General features: G+C 70.0%; 14 protein-coding genes. 2 read left to right on the top strand and 12 right to left on the bottom strand.

Annotation, left to right across the window (positions count from 1 at the left end; genetic code table 11):
• Positions 1 to 18 precede the first annotated feature (18 nt).
• Together OG623_RS33115 and OG623_RS33110 are read right to left on the bottom strand one after the other, a co-directional pair.
• Positions 19 to 1,434 (bottom strand): extracellular solute-binding protein, encoded by a 1,416-nt coding sequence (locus tag OG623_RS33115; RefSeq protein WP_406151290.1) that lies wholly within the window; start codon positions 1,432 to 1,434, stop codon positions 19 to 21.
• A 313-nt stretch (positions 1,435 to 1,747) separates the two neighbouring features.
• Entirely contained in the window at positions 1,748 to 2,929 is a 1,182-nt protein-coding gene (locus OG623_RS33110) for a S8 family serine peptidase (RefSeq protein WP_406151289.1), read from the bottom strand.
• 360 nt (positions 2,930 to 3,289) lie between these two features.
• Here OG623_RS33110 and OG623_RS33105 point away from each other — a divergent pair, with 360 nt between their 5' ends.
• Positions 3,290 to 6,487, top strand: a complete 3,198-nt coding sequence (locus OG623_RS33105; RefSeq protein ID WP_406151288.1) for an alpha-L-rhamnosidase — start codon at positions 3,290 to 3,292, stop codon at positions 6,485 to 6,487.
• A gap of 73 nt (positions 6,488 to 6,560) precedes the next feature.
• Here OG623_RS33105 and OG623_RS33100 read toward each other — a convergent pair whose 3' ends face one another.
• The 4 genes from OG623_RS33100 to OG623_RS33085 all read right to left on the bottom strand — a co-directional run bounded on the left by OG623_RS33100 (position 6,561) and on the right by OG623_RS33085 (position 12,097).
• Positions 6,561 to 8,636, bottom strand: coding sequence for a beta-galactosidase (locus OG623_RS33100; RefSeq protein WP_406151287.1), 2,076 nt, complete (start codon positions 8,634 to 8,636; stop codon positions 6,561 to 6,563).
• Between the two features lie 91 nt (positions 8,637 to 8,727).
• Positions 8,728 to 10,071: an ABC transporter substrate-binding protein gene (locus tag OG623_RS33095; protein ID WP_406151286.1), complete on the bottom strand. Its 1,344-nt coding sequence runs from the start codon at positions 10,069 to 10,071 to the stop codon at positions 8,728 to 8,730.
• A gap of 160 nt (positions 10,072 to 10,231) precedes the next feature.
• A complete protein-coding gene (locus OG623_RS33090; RefSeq protein ID WP_406151285.1) occupies positions 10,232 to 11,173 on the bottom strand; it encodes a carbohydrate ABC transporter permease in 942 nt (313 codons plus the stop codon).
• A 3-nt stretch (positions 11,174 to 11,176) separates the two neighbouring features.
• Positions 11,177 to 12,097, bottom strand: coding sequence for a carbohydrate ABC transporter permease (locus OG623_RS33085; RefSeq protein ID WP_406151284.1), 921 nt, complete (start codon positions 12,095 to 12,097; stop codon positions 11,177 to 11,179).
• A gap of 391 nt (positions 12,098 to 12,488) precedes the next feature.
• Here OG623_RS33085 and OG623_RS33080 point away from each other — a divergent pair, with 391 nt between their 5' ends.
• Complete coding sequence (locus OG623_RS33080) at positions 12,489 to 13,469, top strand: LacI family DNA-binding transcriptional regulator (RefSeq protein WP_406151283.1); 981 nt, start codon at positions 12,489 to 12,491, stop codon at positions 13,467 to 13,469.
• Positions 13,470 to 13,486: 17 nt separating this feature from the next.
• Here OG623_RS33080 and OG623_RS33075 read toward each other — a convergent pair whose 3' ends face one another.
• From OG623_RS33075 to OG623_RS33050, 6 genes are all read right to left on the bottom strand, one after another.
• Entirely contained in the window at positions 13,487 to 13,912 is a 426-nt protein-coding gene (locus tag OG623_RS33075) for an acyl-CoA thioesterase (RefSeq protein WP_406151282.1), read from the bottom strand.
• Between the two features lie 101 nt (positions 13,913 to 14,013).
• Entirely contained in the window at positions 14,014 to 15,093 is a 1,080-nt protein-coding gene (locus tag OG623_RS33070) for an aldose epimerase family protein (protein WP_406151281.1), read from the bottom strand.
• Complete coding sequence (locus OG623_RS33065) at positions 15,093 to 16,130, bottom strand: LacI family DNA-binding transcriptional regulator (RefSeq protein WP_406151280.1); 1,038 nt, start codon at positions 16,128 to 16,130, stop codon at positions 15,093 to 15,095. Before OG623_RS33065 ends, OG623_RS33070 begins: the two co-directional genes overlap by 1 nt.
• Before the next feature lie 66 nt (positions 16,131 to 16,196).
• Positions 16,197 to 17,234: an ABC transporter permease gene (locus tag OG623_RS33060; protein WP_406151279.1), complete on the bottom strand. Its 1,038-nt coding sequence runs from the start codon at positions 17,232 to 17,234 to the stop codon at positions 16,197 to 16,199.
• A complete protein-coding gene (locus OG623_RS33055; protein WP_406151278.1) occupies positions 17,231 to 18,229 on the bottom strand; it encodes an ABC transporter permease in 999 nt (332 codons plus the stop codon). Before OG623_RS33055 ends, OG623_RS33060 begins: the two co-directional genes overlap by 4 nt.
• Complete coding sequence (locus OG623_RS33050; RefSeq protein ID WP_406151277.1) at positions 18,226 to 19,833, bottom strand: sugar ABC transporter ATP-binding protein; 1,608 nt, start codon at positions 19,831 to 19,833, stop codon at positions 18,226 to 18,228. The genes OG623_RS33055 and OG623_RS33050 overlap by 4 nt, the downstream gene beginning before the upstream one ends.
• Between the last annotated feature and the right edge of the window lie 28 nt (positions 19,834 to 19,861).

Below are 19,861 nucleotides of genomic sequence, written 5' to 3'. Positions count from 1 at the left end.
CCGGCCTCCGCACGTCCGTCACTGGTTCGCCAGGACCTGATTGACCTGTTGCTCGGCGGTGTCGAGCAGCTTGTCGACGTCGGCGTCCTTGTTGGTCAGGACCGCGGACATCGCGTTGTCGAGGATCTTGTAGACCTCCTGGGCCTTCGGCGGCTCGGGCTTGCCCTGGACGGGGTTGTCCATGAAGGCCTTGAAGTTCGCGACGGGCATGGTGGCGTTGGCGACCCGCTCCGCGTCGTCCTTCGTCTTGCTCTCGCCGAGGAAGAAGTTGGGCTGCGGTAGCCCGACAGGGAGCTTGTCCGCCTTGGTGCGGGACCACTGGAACTGCCCCTTGCCGGGGCTGAGGTTCTTGAAGTTCAGCCAGGCGACGGCGGCCTTGATCTTGTCGGGCGAACTGCCCTTCTTGATCATGTAGTTGTTCCCGCCGAAGAGCGTGCCCTCGCCCCCGGGGATCGGGCCCATGCCGAAGTTCTCGTACTCCGCGCCGAGCTGCTGCACCATGTACGTGATGTCGTCGGGCGCGGCCAGGAACATGCCGAGCTTGTCGGTGGCGATCTGCTTCTGCAGGTCGCCCCACTTCAGCAGCTGGGTCTGCCCCATGCTGTCGTCCTCCCAGCGCATGTCGTGCAGCTGCTGGAGGACCTGCTTGCCCTTGTCGTCGTTGAAGGCGGCCTTCTTGCCGCTCGCGTCCACGACGTCCCCGCCCAGGGAGTACTGCGCGGCGGTGAAGTGCCAGCCACCGTTGTTGCCGGCGCTGTACTCGCCGAAGCCGGAGATCCCCTTGCCCAGTCCCGCGATCTTCGCGCTCGCGGTACGGACCTCCTGCCAGGTCTTCGGCGGGGAGTCGGGGTCGAGACCGGCCTGGGTGAACAGCTTCCGGTTGATCATGAGGCCCATGGTGTAGTTGCTGGTCGGCAGCGCGTAGAGCTTGCCGTCCTTACGGGCGACGTCGAGCACCTGGGGCTGGATCTCCTTCAGCGCCGGCACGGACGTGTCGGTGACGTACGCGGATATGTCCTCGGCGCCGTCGTTGTCCAACACCTGCTGGAGGTCGGTGAAGTACGCGTAGAACACGTCCGGCTGAGACTTGCCCTTGAGCATGGCGGTGAAGCGCGGCGGCTCCAGGCACTGGCCGGGCGTGGACTTCCCGTTGATCCTGACGTTCGGGTAGGTCTTGTTGAACGTCTTGACGTCCTCCTTCCACTCGCGCAGCTCCGCGGCCTTCGCGGCCGGCGGCATACAGTCGATCGTCAGCGTCACCTCGGCCTTCGGATCGAGCGGCGCGGACGGATCGGACGAACCGCTGCCGGAGTCGTCGTTCCCGCCGCCGCTGCTGCTGCTCGTGCCGCAGGAGGCGAGGGCGGTCAGGGCGAGTGCGGTGACGACTGCGGCCGCGGAGGCACGGCGGGTGCGGCGGAACCCAGCACTTCTCATCGGTGGTCCCCTTCGGGCATGAGCACGGAAGGCCTCGGCCGACTGTCTGCCGGGGCGCGGCACACTCAACCACCGCCAACAACCCAGCGCAATATCTCGCGCAGTTTTCGTAAATGTTTGACAGCATTCCGTATGCGGTGCGACGCCGGACAGCAGCGAGTGGCCCCGAACGGCCGCGCCACCCGCGAACATCGGCCCCTCACCACCCGGGATGATGTCCGCAAGAGACAGACTTCTGACCGCAAGAGGTTACGCACAGCGAGGAGCGGGGCCCGCGGCATGCGGACCCCGCTCCCGTGGAACCGGCCGGGGGTCAGAGACCTCCGGTGTGGAGAAGCCGGTCGGGCGAGCCCGCGCCGAGACCCGTCAGCACACCGGTGGTCGCCTCGTCGGCGAGCCCGTCGGCGACCTCCTGCGGCGACGCGTCGGGGTGCTGTTCCTTGTAGAGGGCCGCCGCACCGGCGACATGCGGGGCGGCCATGGACGTGCCGCTCAGCTTCGTCGAGCCGCCGCCGAGCTTCGCGGACACGATGTCCACCCCCGGGGCGTACAGCGACACACAGGTGCCCCAGTTGCTGAACGTCGCCTGCCGGTCCTGGTCGTCGGTCGCCCCGACGGCGAGCGCGTCCTCGGCGCGCGCCGGGGAGACGTCGCAGGCGTCCTGGTTCTCGTTGCCCGCGGCGACCACGGGCAGGGTGCCGTCAGCGGCCACCGCGTCGAAGGCGTCGTCGACGGCGGACGACGCGGGTCCGCCGAGCGAGGCGTTGACGACGGCCGGCTGCTCGGCGTTGTGGGCGATCCAGTCGAGGCCTGCGATGATCCCGGCCCAGGTGCCGGAGCCTTCGCAGTTGAGCACCCGTACCGGCACGAGGGAGGCGCCCGAGGCGACTCCGTACGTCGCGCCGGCGACGGTGCCGGCCACATGCGTGCCGTGGCCGTTGCAGTCCTCGCCGTCGCGCCCGTCACCGATCGCGTCGTAGCCGGCGCCCACCCGGCCGCCGAACTCGCTGTGGGCGGACTCGATGCCGGTGTCGAGGATGTACGCGGTCACGCCCTTGCCCGTGCCGTCCACGTCGTACGTGCCGTCCAGCGGCAGCTTCCGCTGGTCGATGCGGTCCAGCCCCCAGCTCCCGGCGACGGCACGCCCTCCCGCGGCCTCGGCGGCGGGAGGCGAGACGGAGGCCTCGCTGTTCTCCTCGACCGTCTGGACGCCCGCCGCGCCGCGCACCTCCTGGAGCTGCGCGGGCGTCAGCGAGGCCGCGAATCCGTGCAGCACCTTGCTGTACGTGAAGAGGGTGCTGACCCCGAGCTGTTCGGCCACGGCGGCCGGCTTCTGCTCGGGCGAGAGGGTGACGATGTACTGGCCGGGCACGGCCCGTGTCGACTTCTGCACCGGCACAAGGGCCTCGCCGGTGTCTGCGGTGGCCGTGGTGGTGCCGATCAGGGGGGCGATCAGCAGTAGAGCGGCTGGTGCCCAGCGGGCGCGCAGGCGCATGCGTTCTCCCTTGGGATGGAGGAGCGGATCGCGGACCGGTCGGGTCCGCGAACGTGCGAACACCTGACCCTTCGTCCACATCCGCGGCGAGCCTGAGCCGCGTCAGCCGGACAGCGCAACGATCGGCGCCGGGCGGACCCGTTCGGCCGATCGCATGGAAGGTCATATGAAAGGTTTCAACTCCTCCTTGCGAGCGAAGATAGACCGGCACCGCAGGGGCGTCAATGCCGCGCACAGCAGCTCCGCAACTGCCGCCAAGGAAGGGGGTCGATCACGCAAGAACCCTTGACAGGGACCGGTCACAACTCTAACTTCGCGGAACTGAAACGATTCACGTCCGCCTCGTTACGGAGCCGCGTTGTGATCAGCAGAAGACGACTGCTCAGCACCACAGCCGCCACCGCCGCGCTCGCCGCGGTGTCCGCCCCTGTCGCCGCCGCGGCCGAGCCCGCGCGGACGGCCGCCCGCCGGGCGCGCGTCACCGGGCCGACCGTCGAGTACGTGCGCCATCCGCTGGGCCTGGACACCCCACGCCCACGACTGAGCTGGCCCGTCGCGTCCGAGAGCCCGGGTCTGGTCCAGGCCGCCTACCAGGTGCGCGTGGCCACCACCCCCGAGCTCCTCGGGAAACCCGATGTCTGGGACAGCGGCAGGGTGGAGTCGGCGCAGTCCGTACTCGTCCCGTACGCGGGCCCTGAAGCGGCCTCCCGTACGCGCTACTTCTGGTCCGTGCGGATCTGGGACGCGGACGGCCGGGCCTCCGCCTGGAGCGAGCCGTCCTGGTGGGAGACCGGGCTGCTGGAGGCCGCGGACTGGTCGGCCGGGTGGATCGCCGCGCCCGCCGCGCTGACCGCCACCCCCGCGCTGGACGACGCCTCGTGGATCTGGTTCCCCGAGGGGGACCCAGGCGTCGAGGCGCCCGCCGCCACCCGGTGGTTCCGCGGCCGGGTGGAGATTCCGGAGGACGTCACCCGCGCCCGTCTGGTCATGACCGCCGACGACGGGTTCACCGCCCGGGTGAACGGCGTGCGGGTGGCTCACGCGGAGGCCGACGGACCGGCCGAGAACTGGAAGCGCCCTGTTTTGGTGGAGGTGACCGGCCCTCTCTCCCCCGGCGCCCAGGTGATCGCCGTATCGGCGACCAACGCGGTCACCGGACCCGCCGGGCTGCTCGGGGTGCTGGAACTGACGACCGCGGACGGCACCACCACGGCCGTGACCGACGCCGAGTGGCGGGCCACCGACACGGAGCCGTCGGAGGGCTGGGACTCCGTCGACTACGACGACAGCGCCTGGCCGGCCGCCGCGGTCCTCGCCCGCTGGGGCTCCGGCCCCTGGGGTGAGGTGGAGGTGGCCCACTCCCCCGCCGTACAGCTGCGCCGGGAGTTCCGGCTGAGCGGCAGGCGCGTGGCGCGCGCCAGGCTCTACTCGACGGCGCTCGGCCTGTACGAGGTGTTCCTCAACGGCGAGCGCGTCGGTGAGGACCGGCTGGCCCCGGGCTGGACGGACTACAACCAGCGGGTGCAGTACCGGACGCACGATGTGACCGCCCTGCTGACCAAGGGCGCCAACGCGCTCGGCATCACGCTGGCGAACGGGTGGTACGCGGGCAACATCGGCTGGTTCGGGCCGCACCAGTACGGCGAACAGCCCGCGGCCCTCGCCCAGTTGGAGGTCACCTACACCGACGGCTCGACCGAGCGCGTGGTCTCGGGCACCGACTGGCTCGCCTCGACGGGACCCGTCACCGGGGCGGACCTGATGGCGGGCGAGGACTACGACGCCCGGCTGGAGACCGACGGCTGGACGCGCCCCGGTTTCGACGCGGACGGCTGGCTCGGGGCCGCCCCTGTCGAGGGGGTCACGGCCGCGCTCGTCGCCGAAGTGGACGGCGCCTGCCGCGTGGAGCAGGAGCTGACGGCGCGTGAGGTGACCGAACCGGAGCCGGGGGTCTTCGTGTTCGACCTCGGCCAGAACATGGTGGGCACCGCGCGCCTCAGCGTGTCGGGGCCGGCCGGTACGACGGTGCGGCTGCGGCACGCCGAGGTGCTGAACCCGGACGGCACGCTCTACACCACCAATCTGCGTACCGCACGCGCCACCGACACGTACACGCTCAAGGGAGGCGGCCAGGAGACCTACGAGCCCCGGTTCACCTTCCACGGGTTCCGCTACGTCGAGGTGACGGGCTATCCCGGCACTCCGCCACGCGACGCGGTCGTGGGCCGTGTCATCCACACCTCGGCGCCGTTCACCATGGACTTCAGCACCGATGTGCCCATGCTCGACCAGCTCCACAGCAACATCACCTGGGGACAGCGCGGCAACTTCCTGTCCATTCCGACGGATACCCCGGCGCGCGACGAACGGCTGGGCTGGACCGGTGACATCAACGTGTTCGCGCCCACCGCGGCGTACACGATGGAGTCCGCGCGCTTCCTCACCAAGTGGCTCCAGGACCTGCGCGACGCCCAGACGTCCGAGGGCGCCTTCACCCATGTGGCCCCGGACCTCCCGGACATCGGCAACGGCGCGGCGGGCTGGGGTGACGCAGGGGTGACCGTGCCATGGGCGCTGTACCAGGCCTACGGCGACGTACGGGTGCTGGAGCAGTCCTGGGCGTCGATGACGGACTGGCTGGTGTATCTGGAGGAGCACAGCACGGGGCTGCTGCGGCCGGCCGACGGCTTCGGCGACTGGCTCAACATCGAGGACGAGACGCCCAAGGACGTCATCGCCACGGCCTACTTCGCCCACAGCGCCGATCTCGTGGCACGGACGGCCGAGGTGCTCGGCAAGGACCCCGCGCCCCACCGGACGCTCTTCGGCCGGGTGCGCGACGCGTTCCGCGCGGCGTACGTCTCCGCCGGCGGGCGGGTCGAGGGCGACACGCAGACGGCCTACGTCCTCGCGCTCTCCATGGATCTGCTGGCCGAGGCGGACCGAGGACCTGCGGCGGACCGGCTGGTCGCCCTCATCGAGGCGAAGGACTGGCACCTGTCGACGGGCTTCCTGGGTACCCCGCGGCTGCTGCCCGTGCTCACGGACACGGGTCACACGGATGTCGCCTACCGGCTGCTGCTTCAGCGGACCTTCCCGAGCTGGGGTTACCAGATCGACCGGGGCGCCACCACGATGTGGGAGCGCTGGGACTCGATCCGCCCGGACGGCAGCTTCCAGGACGCCGGGATGAACTCCTTCAACCACTACGCCTACGGCTCGGTCGGTGAGTGGATGTACGCGAACATCGCGGGCATCGCCCCCGGCGCACCCGGCTTCCGCGAGATCCTCGTACGGCCGCGGCCCGGCGGTGGGGTGACGCGGGCCGGGGGCCGGTTCCACTCGCGGTACGGGCCGGTGACCACGCGCTGGCGGAAGGACGCGGACGGCTTCACCCTCGATGTCGGGGTGCCGCCGAACACCAGCGCCGAGGTGTGGGTGCCGGGCGGCGACCGACGGAGCGCCGGCCGGGGGCCCGCGGCCTTCGTACGGCTGGACGACGGGTGCGCGGTCTTCACGGCGGGCTCGGGCACCCACCGGTTCACGGCCTCCGGCTGACGGGCCGCCGCGCCGGCGGGTACCGCCGCGTGCCCCGTGGGACGGCGTCCCACGGGGCACGCCCGGCCGTCCACTACCCGGCCTGGGCGAAGGGGTCGGTGCCGGACGCCACCCGGAGCACCGCGACCGCCCGCGGGGGAAGCGTCAGGCCGCCCCCGGCCACCGGCGTGGGGCCGGTGAGGATCTCGCCGTCCACCGTGTCGAACGCGACCGGCTCGTCCGTACGGTTGACGAGGAACCAGTACGCGTGGGAGCCGTCGGTCCGTACGGTCAGCTCCACCCGTCCCCGGGCGTGGGCGGGAAGCTCGCTCCGCACACCGGCACCGGAGAGCAGGCGCCCCAGCACGTCGGGCAGGCCCTGGCTGCCCAGCCGGGTGGAGACGTACGCGGCGGAACCGCCGTCCTGGGGCACGCGCCGGGTGATGGCGGGGCGCCCGGCCTGGTCCCCGGTCCTGTAGCGCGCCAGCACCGTGACCTCGGGGTCGGTCAGATCGATCCGGTCGGTCCACACGGTGCCGACCGCGCCGTCGTCGAGCTGTACGTCCTCGCCGTCGCGCAGGGGGCCGAACTCCTCGATGCGGATGCCCAGCAGATCGCGCAGCGCTCCCGGGTAGCCGCCGAGGTGGACGTGGTCGTTCTCGTCGACGACACCCGCGTAGTAGGTGGTGGCGAGGTGCCCGCCGCCGTGCACATAGGCCTCCAGACGGCCGGCCAGTGCCGTCGGTACGACGTGCAGGAGGGGGGCCGCGACGAAGTCGTAGCCGCTGAGGTCGGCCGAGGTCGTGACGACGTCGGCCCTGACGCCCAGGGACAGGAAGGCGGAGTACCAGTCGAGCACCTCCTGCCGGTAGTCGACCAGGGAGGACGGCTGGGAGTCGCGTTCGACGGCCCACCAGGAGTCCCAGTCGTACACCAGGGCCGCGCGGGCGGGTTCACGCACCGAGCCGGTGACCGGGGTGAGCGTCTCCAGTGTGCGGCCGAGTTCGGCCACCGAGCGGAACACCTCGCTGTCGGGGCCGGCGTGCGGCACCATCGCGGAGTGGTGCTTCTCGGCGCCCGCCGCCGACTGGCGCCACTGGAAGAAGCAGACCGCGTCCGCCCCGTGGGCGACATGGAGCAGGGAGTCGCGGGCGAGTTCGCCCGGACGCTTGGCGACGTTGACGGGCTGCCAGTTGACCGCACTCGTGGAGTGTTCCATCAGGAACCAGGGCCGGCCCTGTGCGATGGAGTGGGTGAGCGCGGCGGAGAAGGAGAGCTCGTCCAGGCGCTGCGGCCCGGGGTGGGTGTAGTGGTCGTTGGAGACGAAGTCGATCTCCGCGGCCCAGTCCGGGTAGTTCATGCCCTTCGTCCCGCTCATCACCATGAAGTTGGTGGTGGCGGGGATGTCGGGGGTGATCCGGCGCAGGACGTCGCGCTCGGCCCTGAGGTAGTCCCTGAGCGCGTCGGACGAGAAGCGCTTGAAGTCGAGCTGCTGGGTCGGGTTGGCGTGGCTCGCGGCCAGTCGTGGCGGCTGGATCTGGTCCCAGTCGCCGTAGTACTGCGACCAGAAGGAGGTGGCCCAGGCACGGTTGAGCTCATCGAGCGTGCCGTAGCGCGTGCGCAGCCAGTCGCGGAAGGCCCGGGCGGCGTCGTCGGAGTAGTCGTAGATGTTGTGACAGCCGAGCTCGTTGGAGATGTGCCAGGCGACCACGGCGGGGTGGTCCGCGTAGCGGGTGGCCATGGCCTCCACCAGTCGCAGGGCGTATCTGCGGAAGACGGGCGAGGTGGGCCGCCAGTGCTGTCGGGCGCCCTGGGAGAGGGTCTCACCGGTGTGGGTGACCGGCAGGATCTCCGGGTGCAGGGTGGTGAGCCAGGGGGGCGGCGACGCGGTGGCGGTGGCGAGGTCCACCGAGATGCCGCCGCTGTGGAGCAGGTCGAGGACCTCGTCCAGCCAGTCGAAGTCCCACCGGTCCTCGGCCGGTTGCAGACGGGCCCAGGAGAAGATGGCGACGGAGACGACGGTGACCCCGGCCTCCCGCATCAGCCGGACGTCTTCCTTCCACACCTCGCGTGGCCACTGCTCCGGGTTGTAGTCGGCCCCGTAGGCGAAGCGCGCGGGGCGGTCGTCGCAGGTCGGGCGCAGCCAGTGGCGCTCGGAGGTGGGGGTCATGATGAATCCTTTCGGATACGAGATGCGGGTACAGCAAAGGGCGGCCACCCGTCGGCGGGCGGCCGCCCCGTGCCGGTTCAGCGGCTTGAGGTCACTTGTTGACGGTGAAGCCCTGATCGTTGCCGTACTTGACGGACTTCTCCTGCCACGCCTTCAGCCCGTCGGCCAGCGTGGTGTCGGAGACGTATGCCTTGCCGACGGAGTCCTTGAAGATGGAGTTGGCGTACACCTGGAAGGGCAGGTACGACCAGTCCTCGGGCACCTGGCTGGCCGACCGGGCGAAGATCTCGTTCGCCTTCTGGCCGCCGAAGTACGGGAAGGTGGTGTCGAGGAACGACGGGGAGGACAGGTCGGCCGTGGTGGCGGGGAAGGCGCCTTCCTTGAGGCGGGCCTGGACGCCGTCGGAGTGGTTGGCGTACTCGTTGAACGCGTACGCGAGCTCCTTGCTCTTGCTGTCCTTCATCACGGCCAGGGAGCTGCCGCCGTTCTCGGAGCTGACCTGCTGGCCCTTCTTCCACTGCGGGAGCGCGGCCGCGCGCCAGTCACCCGACGCCGACTCCGCGCCCGATTCGAAGTTGGCGGGCATCCAGGCGCCGGTGGCGAGGGTGGCGATGGTGCCGTCGGCCAGCCCCTTGTACCACTCGTCGCTCCAGTTCTCGATGGGCGCCAGGAGCTTCTCGTCGAGGAGCTTCTGCCAGACCTTCGTGAAGGTGGCGACGCCCTTGTCGGCGGTGAGGTCGACCGTCACCTCGGTGTCGCGGTTCTTGAACGGGGTCCCGCCGGCCTGCCAGATCAGGCTGGTCATGAACCCGGGGTCACCCGTGTCGTTGGCTATGTAGGCCTTCGGGTCCGCCGTGTGCAGCGCGCGGGCGGCCTCCAGGTACTCGTCCCAGGTCGTCGGGATGGCGATCTGGTGCTTGTCCAGCACCTTCTTGTTGTAGAAGAGCGCCATCGGGCCGGAGTCCATGGGAAGCGCGTAGACGGCGTCCTCCTCGGTGACCGCGTTCCACGGGCCCGGCGAGTAGTCGTCCTTGTACTCCCCGGCGCCGTAGTTGCTGAGGTCCTCCAGGGACTTGCCGAGCGCGAACTGGCCGACGGCGTAGTACTCGATCTGCGCGACGTCCGGGACCCCGGATCCGGCCTGGAGGGCGTTCTGCAGAGCGGTGTACTGGTCGTTGTTGGTGCCGGCGTTGACCAGCTTCACCTTGACCTTGGGGTACTTCTTCTCGAAGTCCTTGACCACGGTCTTGAGTGTCGGCTCCCATGCCCACACCGTGATGGAACCGCCCTCCTTGAGGGCCGACCGGAGGTCACCTCCCGATACGGACTTGTCCGACGCGGTGTCGTCGTCGGAGGACCCGCACGCGGTGAGACTCAGCGCGGCCGCGCACAGCAGGCCGACGCCACGCATCGCGCGTCTGGTCATGGTTCTCATAATTGGTTCACTCCGTTGTGGTGAGGGTGGTGCATGAGCCGTCGAGCGTCCGCACGGGGGTGCGGGGCTGGAAAGGGGTGGAACACCGCGCCGGTCGCGGGCCGGCACGAACCGGTCCCGGAGCGCGGAGATTCGGTGGCCGATGCGGCCGGATGGCGGGTCACTCCTTGACGCTGCCTGCTGCCAGGCCGGACTGCCAGTACCGCTGGAGCAGCAGGAAGGCGATGACGAGCGGCACGATGGTGAGCAGCGAGCCCGTGATGACCAGGTTGAAGACCGGCTGGCCTCCCGCGGTGGACGCCTGCGCGTTCCAGGCGTTCAGACCCAGGGTCAGCGGATACCAGTCCGGGTCCTTGATCATGATCAGCGGCAGGAAGTAGTTGTTCCAGGTCTGCACCATGGTGAAGAGCAGGACCGTCACGATGCCCGGGGCCAGCAGCGGGAGCGCGACACGGAAGAACGTCCGCAGCTCGCCCGAACCGTCCATCCTGGCCGCTTCCAGGAGCTCGGTGGGCACGGCCTCGGCGGCGAACACCCACATGAGGTAGAGCCCGAACGGCGAGATCAGGGACGGGATGATGATGGACCACGGCGTGTTGGTGAGGCCCATCTTGCTGAACATCAGGAAGGTGGGCACCGCCAGCGCGGTCGCGGGCACGGCCACCGCGCCGATGACGGTGGCGAACACGGCGCGCTTGCCGGCGAAGTCGAACTTCGCCAGGCCGTAGCCGCCGAGGACCGCGAGGAAGGTCGCTCCGCCGGCGCCCAGGACCACGTACAGCACGGTGTTGAGCAGCCAGCGGACGAAGATGCCGTCGTCGTAGGTCAGCGTCTGCGAGATGTTGTCCCAGAGGGCGAAGTCACCGCTGAACCAGAGGCCGAAGGAGCCGAAGAGGCCCTTCTGCGTCTTGGTGGCGTTGATGACGAGCCAGGCCAGCGGCATGAGCGCGTAGAGCGCGGTCAGGCCCATGAGCACCGTGAGCAGCACACTGCGGCGCGGCCGGTCGATGGAGCGGCGTCGGTGCGTGGCGCGGCGCGGCGCCTGGGCGCGATGAGTGGTGCGCCGGGGCGCCTGCTCGGCGGTGAAGGGAGGGGCACTCATGGTTCACGCCTCCTTTCGCATGCCGCGCAGCTGGACCGCGTAGGCGATGATCATCGTAACGACTCCCATGATGAGGGAGACCGTGGCCGCGTAGTTCTGCTGCCGTCCCGAGAAGGACAGTGTGTAGGTGTAGAAGTTGGGTGTGAAGTAGGTGGTGATCGCGTTGGGTGCCAAGTCCTGGAGGATACTTGGCTCGTTGAACAGCTGGAAACTGCCGATCACCGAGAATATGGTAGCGATCACCAATGCGCCACGTATCGCCGGGATCTTCACCGCGGCGATGATCCGCCACTGCCCGGCTCCGTCGATCTCCGCGGCCTCGTAGAGGGACTTGGGGACGACGCGCAGCGCCGAGTAGAAGATCAGCATGTTGTAGCCGATGAACTCCCAGGTGACGATGTTGCCGATGCTCGTCAGCACCAGGGAGGGCGAGAGCGGGTCGGGCAGCGACACGCCGAGGGCGTCGTTGATGTTCCCGACCAGTCCGAAGCGGGTGCCGTAGATGAAGCCCCACATCAGTGTGGCGACGACGGCGGGCACCGCGTACGGCAGGAAGACGGCGATCCGGAAGAAGCTCTTCCCGTAGATCCTGCCGCTGTCGAGGGCCAGCGCCACGAGCAGCGCGAGGCCGAGCATGATGGGCACCTGCACCACGAGGAACAGGGCCACCCGGCCCACCGCCGACCAGAACTGATCGTCCTTGAAGGCCTGTTCGAAGTTGTCCAGGCCGACGAACGACGTTCCGCCCACCAACTGGTCGCGGAAGAAGCTCAGATAGAGCGAGTAGATGATCGGCGCGAGGAACACCAGGGCGAACACGGCCATGAAGGGCCCCACGAAGAGCCACCCCACCCGTCCGTGCCGACTGCGGGTCTTCCTGGCTGGTGGGCGGCGTCCGGTCGTGATCGGCGTAACGGCCGTCATGGGTGCTCCTGTTGTTCCGGTGTCGAGCATGGCCCCGGCCGGATGGGGACACCGGACATCATGGAGGCGCTGTGCTTGAGAACCGATGTTTACGTAAACATTTTTCGGTGAGATGATGTCTACACGCCCTCTTCCCCACGGTCAAGGCCGGGGTTCCGGAGGAGGCTCCACCACCCCGCCGGCCGGTCCGGACAGCGCCCGTACACCCGGGCGTTCACGTCGGTGCCAGGCGTCCGAAAGTGGTAGAAACACCGTTGAACCGGGGCTCCGGGTCCGCACGCGGGACGCGCCGGGTGCGAGGTGGCGGAGGACTCGCGGAGTCACGACGGAGGCAGACGAAGTGCAGGGACAGGAACAGGCCATGGACCGGCCGGCCCACAAGGAAGCGTCCATGGCCGATGTCGCGCGCCTGGCCGGGGTCTCCTCGCAGACGGTCTCCCGGGTGTCCAACGGGCATCCCTCGGTGTCCGAGGAGACCCGCGAGCGGGTACTCTCCGCGATGAAGGAGCTGAACTACCGGCCGAACAGCGCCGCCCGCGCCCTCAAGAGCGGGAAGTTCCGCACCCTGGGCGTCATCCTGTTCACCCTGGCCACGACCGGCAACGTCCGCACGCTCGAGGCCATTTCCGCCTCCGCGGCGGACGAGGGCTACGCCATCACCCTGCTGCCCGTCGCGACGCCCACCAGCACGGGCGTCGCGGGGGCCGTCACCGTGCTCGGCGAGCAGGTCGTGGACGGCATCATCGTGATCATGGAGGTCCGTCTCCTGGACGCCGCCATCTCGCTGCCGCCGCACACCCATGTGGTGGTGGCGGACTCCGACGCGGGCGACCGTTACAGCGTCGTGGACACCGACCAGTCCGGCGGGGCCAGGGCGGCCGTGCAGCATCTGCTCGACCTCGGACACCGCACCGTGGTTCATGTGGCCGGTCCCCCCGAGTCCTTCGCCGCGCAGCGCCGCGCCCATGCGTGGCGGCGGACCCTCGAGGACGCGGGGCGCCCGGTCCTGCCGCCGGTGAGCGGCGACTGGTCGGCGGCCTCGGGGTACGAAGCGGGGCTCGCCCTGGCGGCCGACCCCTCCTGCACCGCGGTCTTCGCGGCCAACGACCAGATGGCGCTGGGTGTTTTGCGCGCACTGCACGAGCGGGGCAGACGGGTGCCCGACGACGTCAGCGTCGTGGGGTTCGACGACATAGCCGACTCCGCCTCCTTCCTCCCCCCGCTGACCACGGTCCACCAGGACTTCGGCGAGATCGGCCGGCTGTGCGTGGACGGGGTCCTGCGCCAGATCCGCAGCGAGACGACCGAGCGCGGCACCACCCTGGTCCCGACCCGGCTGGTGGTCAGGGCCAGCACGGCGCCGCCCCCCTGACACGCCGCCCGCCGCCTTCAGCCCGCGCCGATCCCGAGAAGCTCCGGTTTCGTGGCCAGCGAGGCGAACCGCCCGGCCGGATCCGGGACCAGCCGGCGGGCGTCGAGGTCGAGGATGCCGCCCACCCCGGTGATCTCCGCGGCCACCGTGCCGTCCTCCTTGACGATCTGCTGCCGGAGCTCGAAGGTCTTGCCCGTGCCGTAGAACAGCTCGCAGCTGACGCGCACCCTGTCCCCGCCGCGCAGTTCCCGCAGGTACTTCACCGTCACTTCCAGCTGCACCGGCCCGACTCCATGGGCGAGCAGCTTCTCCTGCGCCACTCCGGCCTCCCGCAGCAGCTCCCACCTGGCGTGTTCGGCGTACTGGAGGTAGACCGCCTGGTTGAGGTGGCCCTGGGTGTCGAGCTCGTAGCCGCGCACCGTGACGTCGACGAAGAAGGTCATGCCCTACGGAACGCGTAGCTCCCCTCCCCCATTCCTCTCCGCGACGGTGTGCGCACTCCCTTTACGAACCTGTCATGTCCAGGTAACTTCCGGTGACGCTCTCACCGCCCGCCGTCCGCCGTGCGCAGGTGCGGGAAGCGCAGTTCGGTACGGCTGCGCGCGGTGTCGCCCGGGCGCAGCACGGTGCTGGGCAGGTCGGGCCTGTTGGGTGAGTCGGGCAGGTGCTGCGTCTCCAGGCAGACGGCGCCGTGGCGTTCGTGGCGGCGGCCGGTGCCGTCGGTGAAGGAGCCGTCGAGCTGGTTGGCGGTGTAGACCTGGATGCCCGGCTCCGTCGTCCACACCTCGAGGATCCGGACCGCGTCGGGGGCGGTGAACCGGGCGGCTCGGCGCAGTCCGCCGCCGGCCTCCCGCAGCACCCAGCAGTGGTCGTAGCCGCCCGCCGCGCGCAGTTGTGCGTCATCGGCGCCGAGGCGCTCCGCCAGCAGACGCGGCTCGGTGAGGTCGAACGGGGTTCCGCGGACATCGGCCGGTGGTCCCAGGGGGATTCCGTCGTCGTCCACCGGCAGATACGTGTCGGCGTCGACCTCCAGCTGGTGGCCGAGTACGTCGTCATGCCCGGCCAGGTCGAAGTAGGCGTGGTTGGTGAGGTTGACGACCGTGGGGCGGTCGGTGACGCAGACGTAGTCGACGGCGAGGGTGCCCGCCGTGTCCAGGGTGTACGTCACCGTGCTGTCCAGCGCCCCGGGGAAGCCCATGTCGCCGTCGGGGCTGTGCAGGGTGAGCCGTACGGACACGGTGTCGTCGGTCCGGGCATCGGACGCCTCCCACACCTTGGTGTGGAAGCCCTCCGGCCCTCCGTGCAGGGCGTGGCCACGGTCGTTGGCCGGAACGTGGTGCTCGGTCCCGTCCAGGACGAAGCGTCCGTGGGCGATGCGGTTGGCGTAGCGGCCGACGACGGCCCCGAAGTAGGGGTGTTCGGCCGTGTAGTCGTCGACGGCCGCGAGCGAGCGGACGACGGAGCGGGTGGCACCGGTGGTGTCCGGCACGGTGAGGCTGTGCAGGGACGCGCCGTAGGTCAGGACCTCCGCTCTGACTCCCGTGCCGCTGTCGAGGGTCCACAGGTCGGTCGGGGTCCCCTGGGCGGAGCCGAAGGGGGTGCGGTGCACGGTGGGGCGCGGCATCAGTGGTCCTCGGTGTTGCGTGAGTCGGGCCCGGCCTTGGTGGATTCGCGGACGACGAGGCGATAGCCGGGGCGTGGCCTGCGCGGTTCGGCGACCGGTGCGCCCGTGAGCTGCTCGACGAGGCTGTCGACGGCCAGGCGGGCGATGGCTTCCTTGTCTGGTGCGACGGTGGTGAGCGTGGTGGTGGTGTAGCGGCTCTCCTCGATGTCGTCGAAGCCGACGACGGCGATGTCCTCGGGGATCCGCAGGCCGCGTTCGGTGATGGTCCGCATGGCGCCGATGGCGATGAGGTCGTTGTACGCGAACACGGCGTCGGGCGGGGGCCCCTGGTCGAGGAGGAGTGCCATGCCGGCGGCGCCGTCCTCACGGCCGTATCCGTCGGTGACGACGACGAGGGACTCGTCCGGTGTGATGCCGGCGGCTTCGAGTTCCTCGCGCCAGCCGCGCAGTCGCAGATGCGCGGGCTGGCGCTCCTGGCCGGTGCGGGAGCCGAGGAAGGCGATCCGCCGGTTGCCCTGGCCGATGAGGTGGCGCACGGCGGCTCGGGCCGCCGCCACGTTGTCGATGGCGATGTGGTCGTACGGCGCCTGGTACTCCCGCTCCCCCAGCAGGACCAGCGGCGCCGTCTCGGTGCGCGCCATCAGGTCCTCGGTCTCCAGGTGGATGGGGCTGAGGATGAGGCCGTCGATCACATGGGACCTGAATCCCTGGCTGACCAGGAGCTCCTTCTCCCTGAGGCCGGCGGTGTGGTCGACCAGGACGGTGTAGTCGTGCCGGGCGGCCGCGTCGATGACCGCTCCGGCGAGTTCCGCGAAGTACGGGTTGCCGAATTCGGGGACGGCGAGGGCGATGATGCCGGTGCGTCCTTTGCGCAGATGACGGGCGGTGAGGTTCGGCCGGTAGCCGAGCTCGTCGATCGCCTGTTGCACCTTGGCACGCATGGCCGGTGTGACGTGCTGATAGTTGTTCACCACGTTCGACACGGTCTTGATGGACACGCCCGCCCGTTGTGCAACGTCCTTGAGGCTGACGCCCACGGCACTCCTTGGTTCGGCTCGGCTCGGCTTGGCTCTGTGTGCCGGCCCTGGGCGGCCGGCTCGTCGTCAGGTGCTTCTGCGACTGCGCGCGAGATAGCGCTGGGCCACCACCACAACGATAAGGAAGCCGCCGCTGACCACCGACTGGTAGGAGGAGTTGAGCGAGCCGATCTGGTTGATCAGGTTCTGGATGACGGCCAGCAGCAGGACGCCCCAGAGGGTTCCGCTGATGGAGCCCGCGCCGCCGATGAGCAGGGTGCCGCCGATGACGACGGCGGAGATCGCGTCGAGCTCCATGCCCACGCCGACGATGGTGACGCCGGAGGACAGCCGGGCGGCGTTGAGTGCGCCGGCGAGTCCGGCGAGCAGCCCGCTGAGCGTGTAGACGAGGATCTTCGTACGGGCGACGGGGAGGCCCATGAGGGTGGCCGCGTCGCTGCTGCCGCCCACGGCGAACAGGGTCTGCCCGAAGGAGGTGCGCTGCAGGACGAGTCCACCGGCCCCGAAGAGCACCAGGGCGATGACGAGCGGGTAGCCGAAGCCCCAGACGCTGCCCTGGCCGAGTTCGCCGAAGGCGGAGTCCTTGGCCACCAGATAGGTGGTGGAGCCCTCGTCGGTGAGGGCGAGCAGCAGGCCGCGGGCGCCCAGCAGGGTGGCGAGGGTGATGATGAAGGGCGCCATGTTGCCGCGGGCGATCAGCAGCCCGTTGAGCAGGCCGATCCCGCCGCACACCACGAGGGGCAGCAGCAGCGCGACGAGGATTCCGTACTGCGAGCCCCAGGCGGCGAGTACTCCTCCGAGTGCGAAGACCGAGCCGACGGAGAGGTCGATGCCGCCGGTGATGATGACCATCGTCATGCCGAGTGCGACCACGGCGAGGAACGAGGCCTGGGTGGTCACCCCGCGGGCGTTGTCCAGGGAGGCGAACGTCGGGTAGATGAACGAGGCGGCGATCACGACGATCAGCAGGACCGCGAGTACGCCCTGGCGTTGCAGGAGTTCGGCGGCGCGCTGCCTGCCGGTCCGCTCGGGGCCGGCCGCGGGGCGCGCCGGCGGGGTGTGCGGTGCGGCGGGGGCCGCGGTGACGGGCTTGGTTTCGTTCATCGGGACCGACGCTCCCGGGCGACGTAGACGGCGGCGATGATGATGGCCGCCTGGGCGATCTGTGCGGTGGAGTCGGGCAGGTCGTGCTTGACGAGCGTGGCGCGCAGGAGCTGCATGAGCAGGGCGCCCGCCACGGTGCCGAGCACCCGGACGGAGCCCCCGTTGAGCGGGGTGCCGCCGACCACGACCGCCGTGATGGCGGAGAGTTCCATGAGGGAGCCGAGCGAGGAGGGGTCGCTCGCGGTGAGCCTGGCGGTGGCGAGGATCCCGGCGAGGGCCGCGAGTACTCCGCAGAGCACGTACACGCCGATGAGGACCCTCTTGACGGGGAGTCCGGCGAGCGCGGCGGCGGAGCGGTTGCCGCCGATGGCGACGATCTGGCGGCCGAAGGTGGTGCGCTGCACCAGGAAGGCGACGGCCACGGCGAGGATTCCGGCGATCAGGACGACCAGCGGGATCCCGAGGAACGAGCCGGTGCCCAGCGACAGCAGGTCGGGGTTGACGATCTGCTTGAGCTGGCCGTCGGCCACGACGAGGGCGAGTCCTCTGCCTCCGACGAACAGGGCGAGTGTGGCCACGATGGGCTGCAGCCCGACGAGGGAGACGAGAGCGCCGTTGACGGCTCCCACGACGGCGCCGGCCAGGAGGGAGACGACGAGCGCGGGGACGAGCCCGTATCCGAGGTAGAGCGGGAGGAAGGCGGCGGCGAGCGCCATGGTCGAGCCGACGGACAGGTCGACGCCCTCGGTGCCGATGACCAGGGCCATGCCCAGGGCGACGATGACGATGGGGGCGACCTGGATGAGCTGGGTGCGGAAGTTGTCCGCGGTCATGAAGTGGTCGGTGAACAGCGCGTTGAAGAGCAGCACCACCGCGACGGCGACGTACACGCCGTAGCGCTGGTACCAGGAGGGGTCACGCAGCCGTGCCAGCGGGCTCTCGGACTTGTGGGGCTTGTCGCTCCTCGTGGGCGGGGCGACGGCGGTCTGGGTCATCGGGGGTCCTCCTGGGCGGCCTGCGCCCTGTCCGCCGGGTCCGGTGCGTGGTCGGCGAGGGTTTCGAGCAGCCGGTCCTCGGCCACGTCGTCGCCCGTCAGTTCACCGGCGACCGCTCCGCCGCGCAGGACGACGATCCGGTCGGCGCCTTCGATGAGCTCCTCGATGTCGGAGGAGATGAGCAGGACGGCGAGGCCTTCGCCTGCGAGGTCGTCGATGAGGCTCTGGACCTCGGCCTTGGCTCCGACGTCGATGCCCCGGGTGGGTTCGTCGAGCAGCAGGACCTTGGGTTCGAGGCAGAGCCAGCGGGCCAGCAGGACCTTCTGCTGGTTGCCGCCGGAGAGTTCGCCGACCTTCTGCTCGGGGCTCGACGCCTTGATGCGCAGGCGCTCCATGAAGATGTCGACGATCCGGTCCTGCTTGGCGCGTGAGACGACACCGGCCCGGGAGAGGCGGGGCATGGCCGCGAGCACGATGTTCTCGCGCACCGAGAGACCGGGCACGATGCCCTCGGCCTTGCGGTCCTCGGGGAGCAGGCTGATGCCGGCACGGATGGCGGCGGCCGGGGTGAGGCGCTTCAGCGTGGTGCCGTCGACGGAGAGTTCGCCCGAGTCCAGGGACAGTGCGCCGGACAGGGCCTTGGCGGTCTCGCTGCGGCCGGAGCCGAGGAGCCCGCCGAGGCCGAGCACTTCGCCGGCGTACAGCGACATGGATATGTCGTGGAGCTGGAGGCGGCTGGTGAGGCCGGTCGCGGTGAGTACGGGGGTACGGGCGGCCTCGTGGCCGTCGGCGGTGAAGCTGGTGACGCCGGAGCGGCGTACCTCGGAGAGGTCGCGGCCGAGCATCATCGACACGAGCTGCATCCGGTCGAGGTCGGCGAGGTCACCGGTGTGGATGTGGCGTCCGTCGCGCAGGACGGTGACCCGGTCGCAGATCCGGTAGAGCTCGTCCATGCGGTGGCTGACGTAGAGGACGGCGATGCCCTGGCCGCGTAGGCGTTCGATGACGCCGAAGAGGGTCTCCACCTCGCGTGGTTCGAGCGATGAGGTGGGCTCGTCCATGATGACGACCTGGGCGTTGACGGACACCGCACGGGCGAGGGCGACCATCTGCTGGGTGCCGATGCCCAGGGTGTGCAGGGGGCGCCGGGGGTCGACGCGTACGCCGAATCTGTCGAGCAGTTCGCTCGTCTCGCGGTGCATACGGGCGAAGTCGATGAGCCCGAAGCGGTTCCTCGGTTCCCGGCCCAGGAAGATGTTCCGCGCCACGCTCATCAGCGGGACGAGGTTGACCTCCTGGTAGATCGTGGAGATGCCGGCCTGCTGGGCCTCGAACGGCCGGGCGAACCTGACGGTCTCGCCCGTCATCCGGAGTTCGCCCCCGTCCGGCCGGTACACACCGGTCAGTACCTTGATGAGGGTGGACTTCCCCGCGCCGTTCTCACCGACCAGTGCGTGGGTCTCCCCCGCGCGCAGCGAGAAGGAGACGTCGTCGAGCGCGACGACACCGGGGAACCGCTTGCTCACCGAACGGGCTTCGAGCACCGTCGACGCCGTCTGTCCGGCAGCCTCCGGTGCCTGAGGTACTGCTTCGGGTGGTGCCATGGATCTTGCCTTCCGCTGTCCGGGGGGT

Origin of the sequence: Streptomyces sp. NBC_01012 (assembly GCF_045162755.1) — a bacterium.
GTDB lineage: Bacteria > Actinomycetota > Actinomycetes > Streptomycetales > Streptomycetaceae > Streptomyces.
Note: the sequence above shows the minus strand (reverse complement) of the source record. Positions and strands in the feature narration are given on the sequence as shown.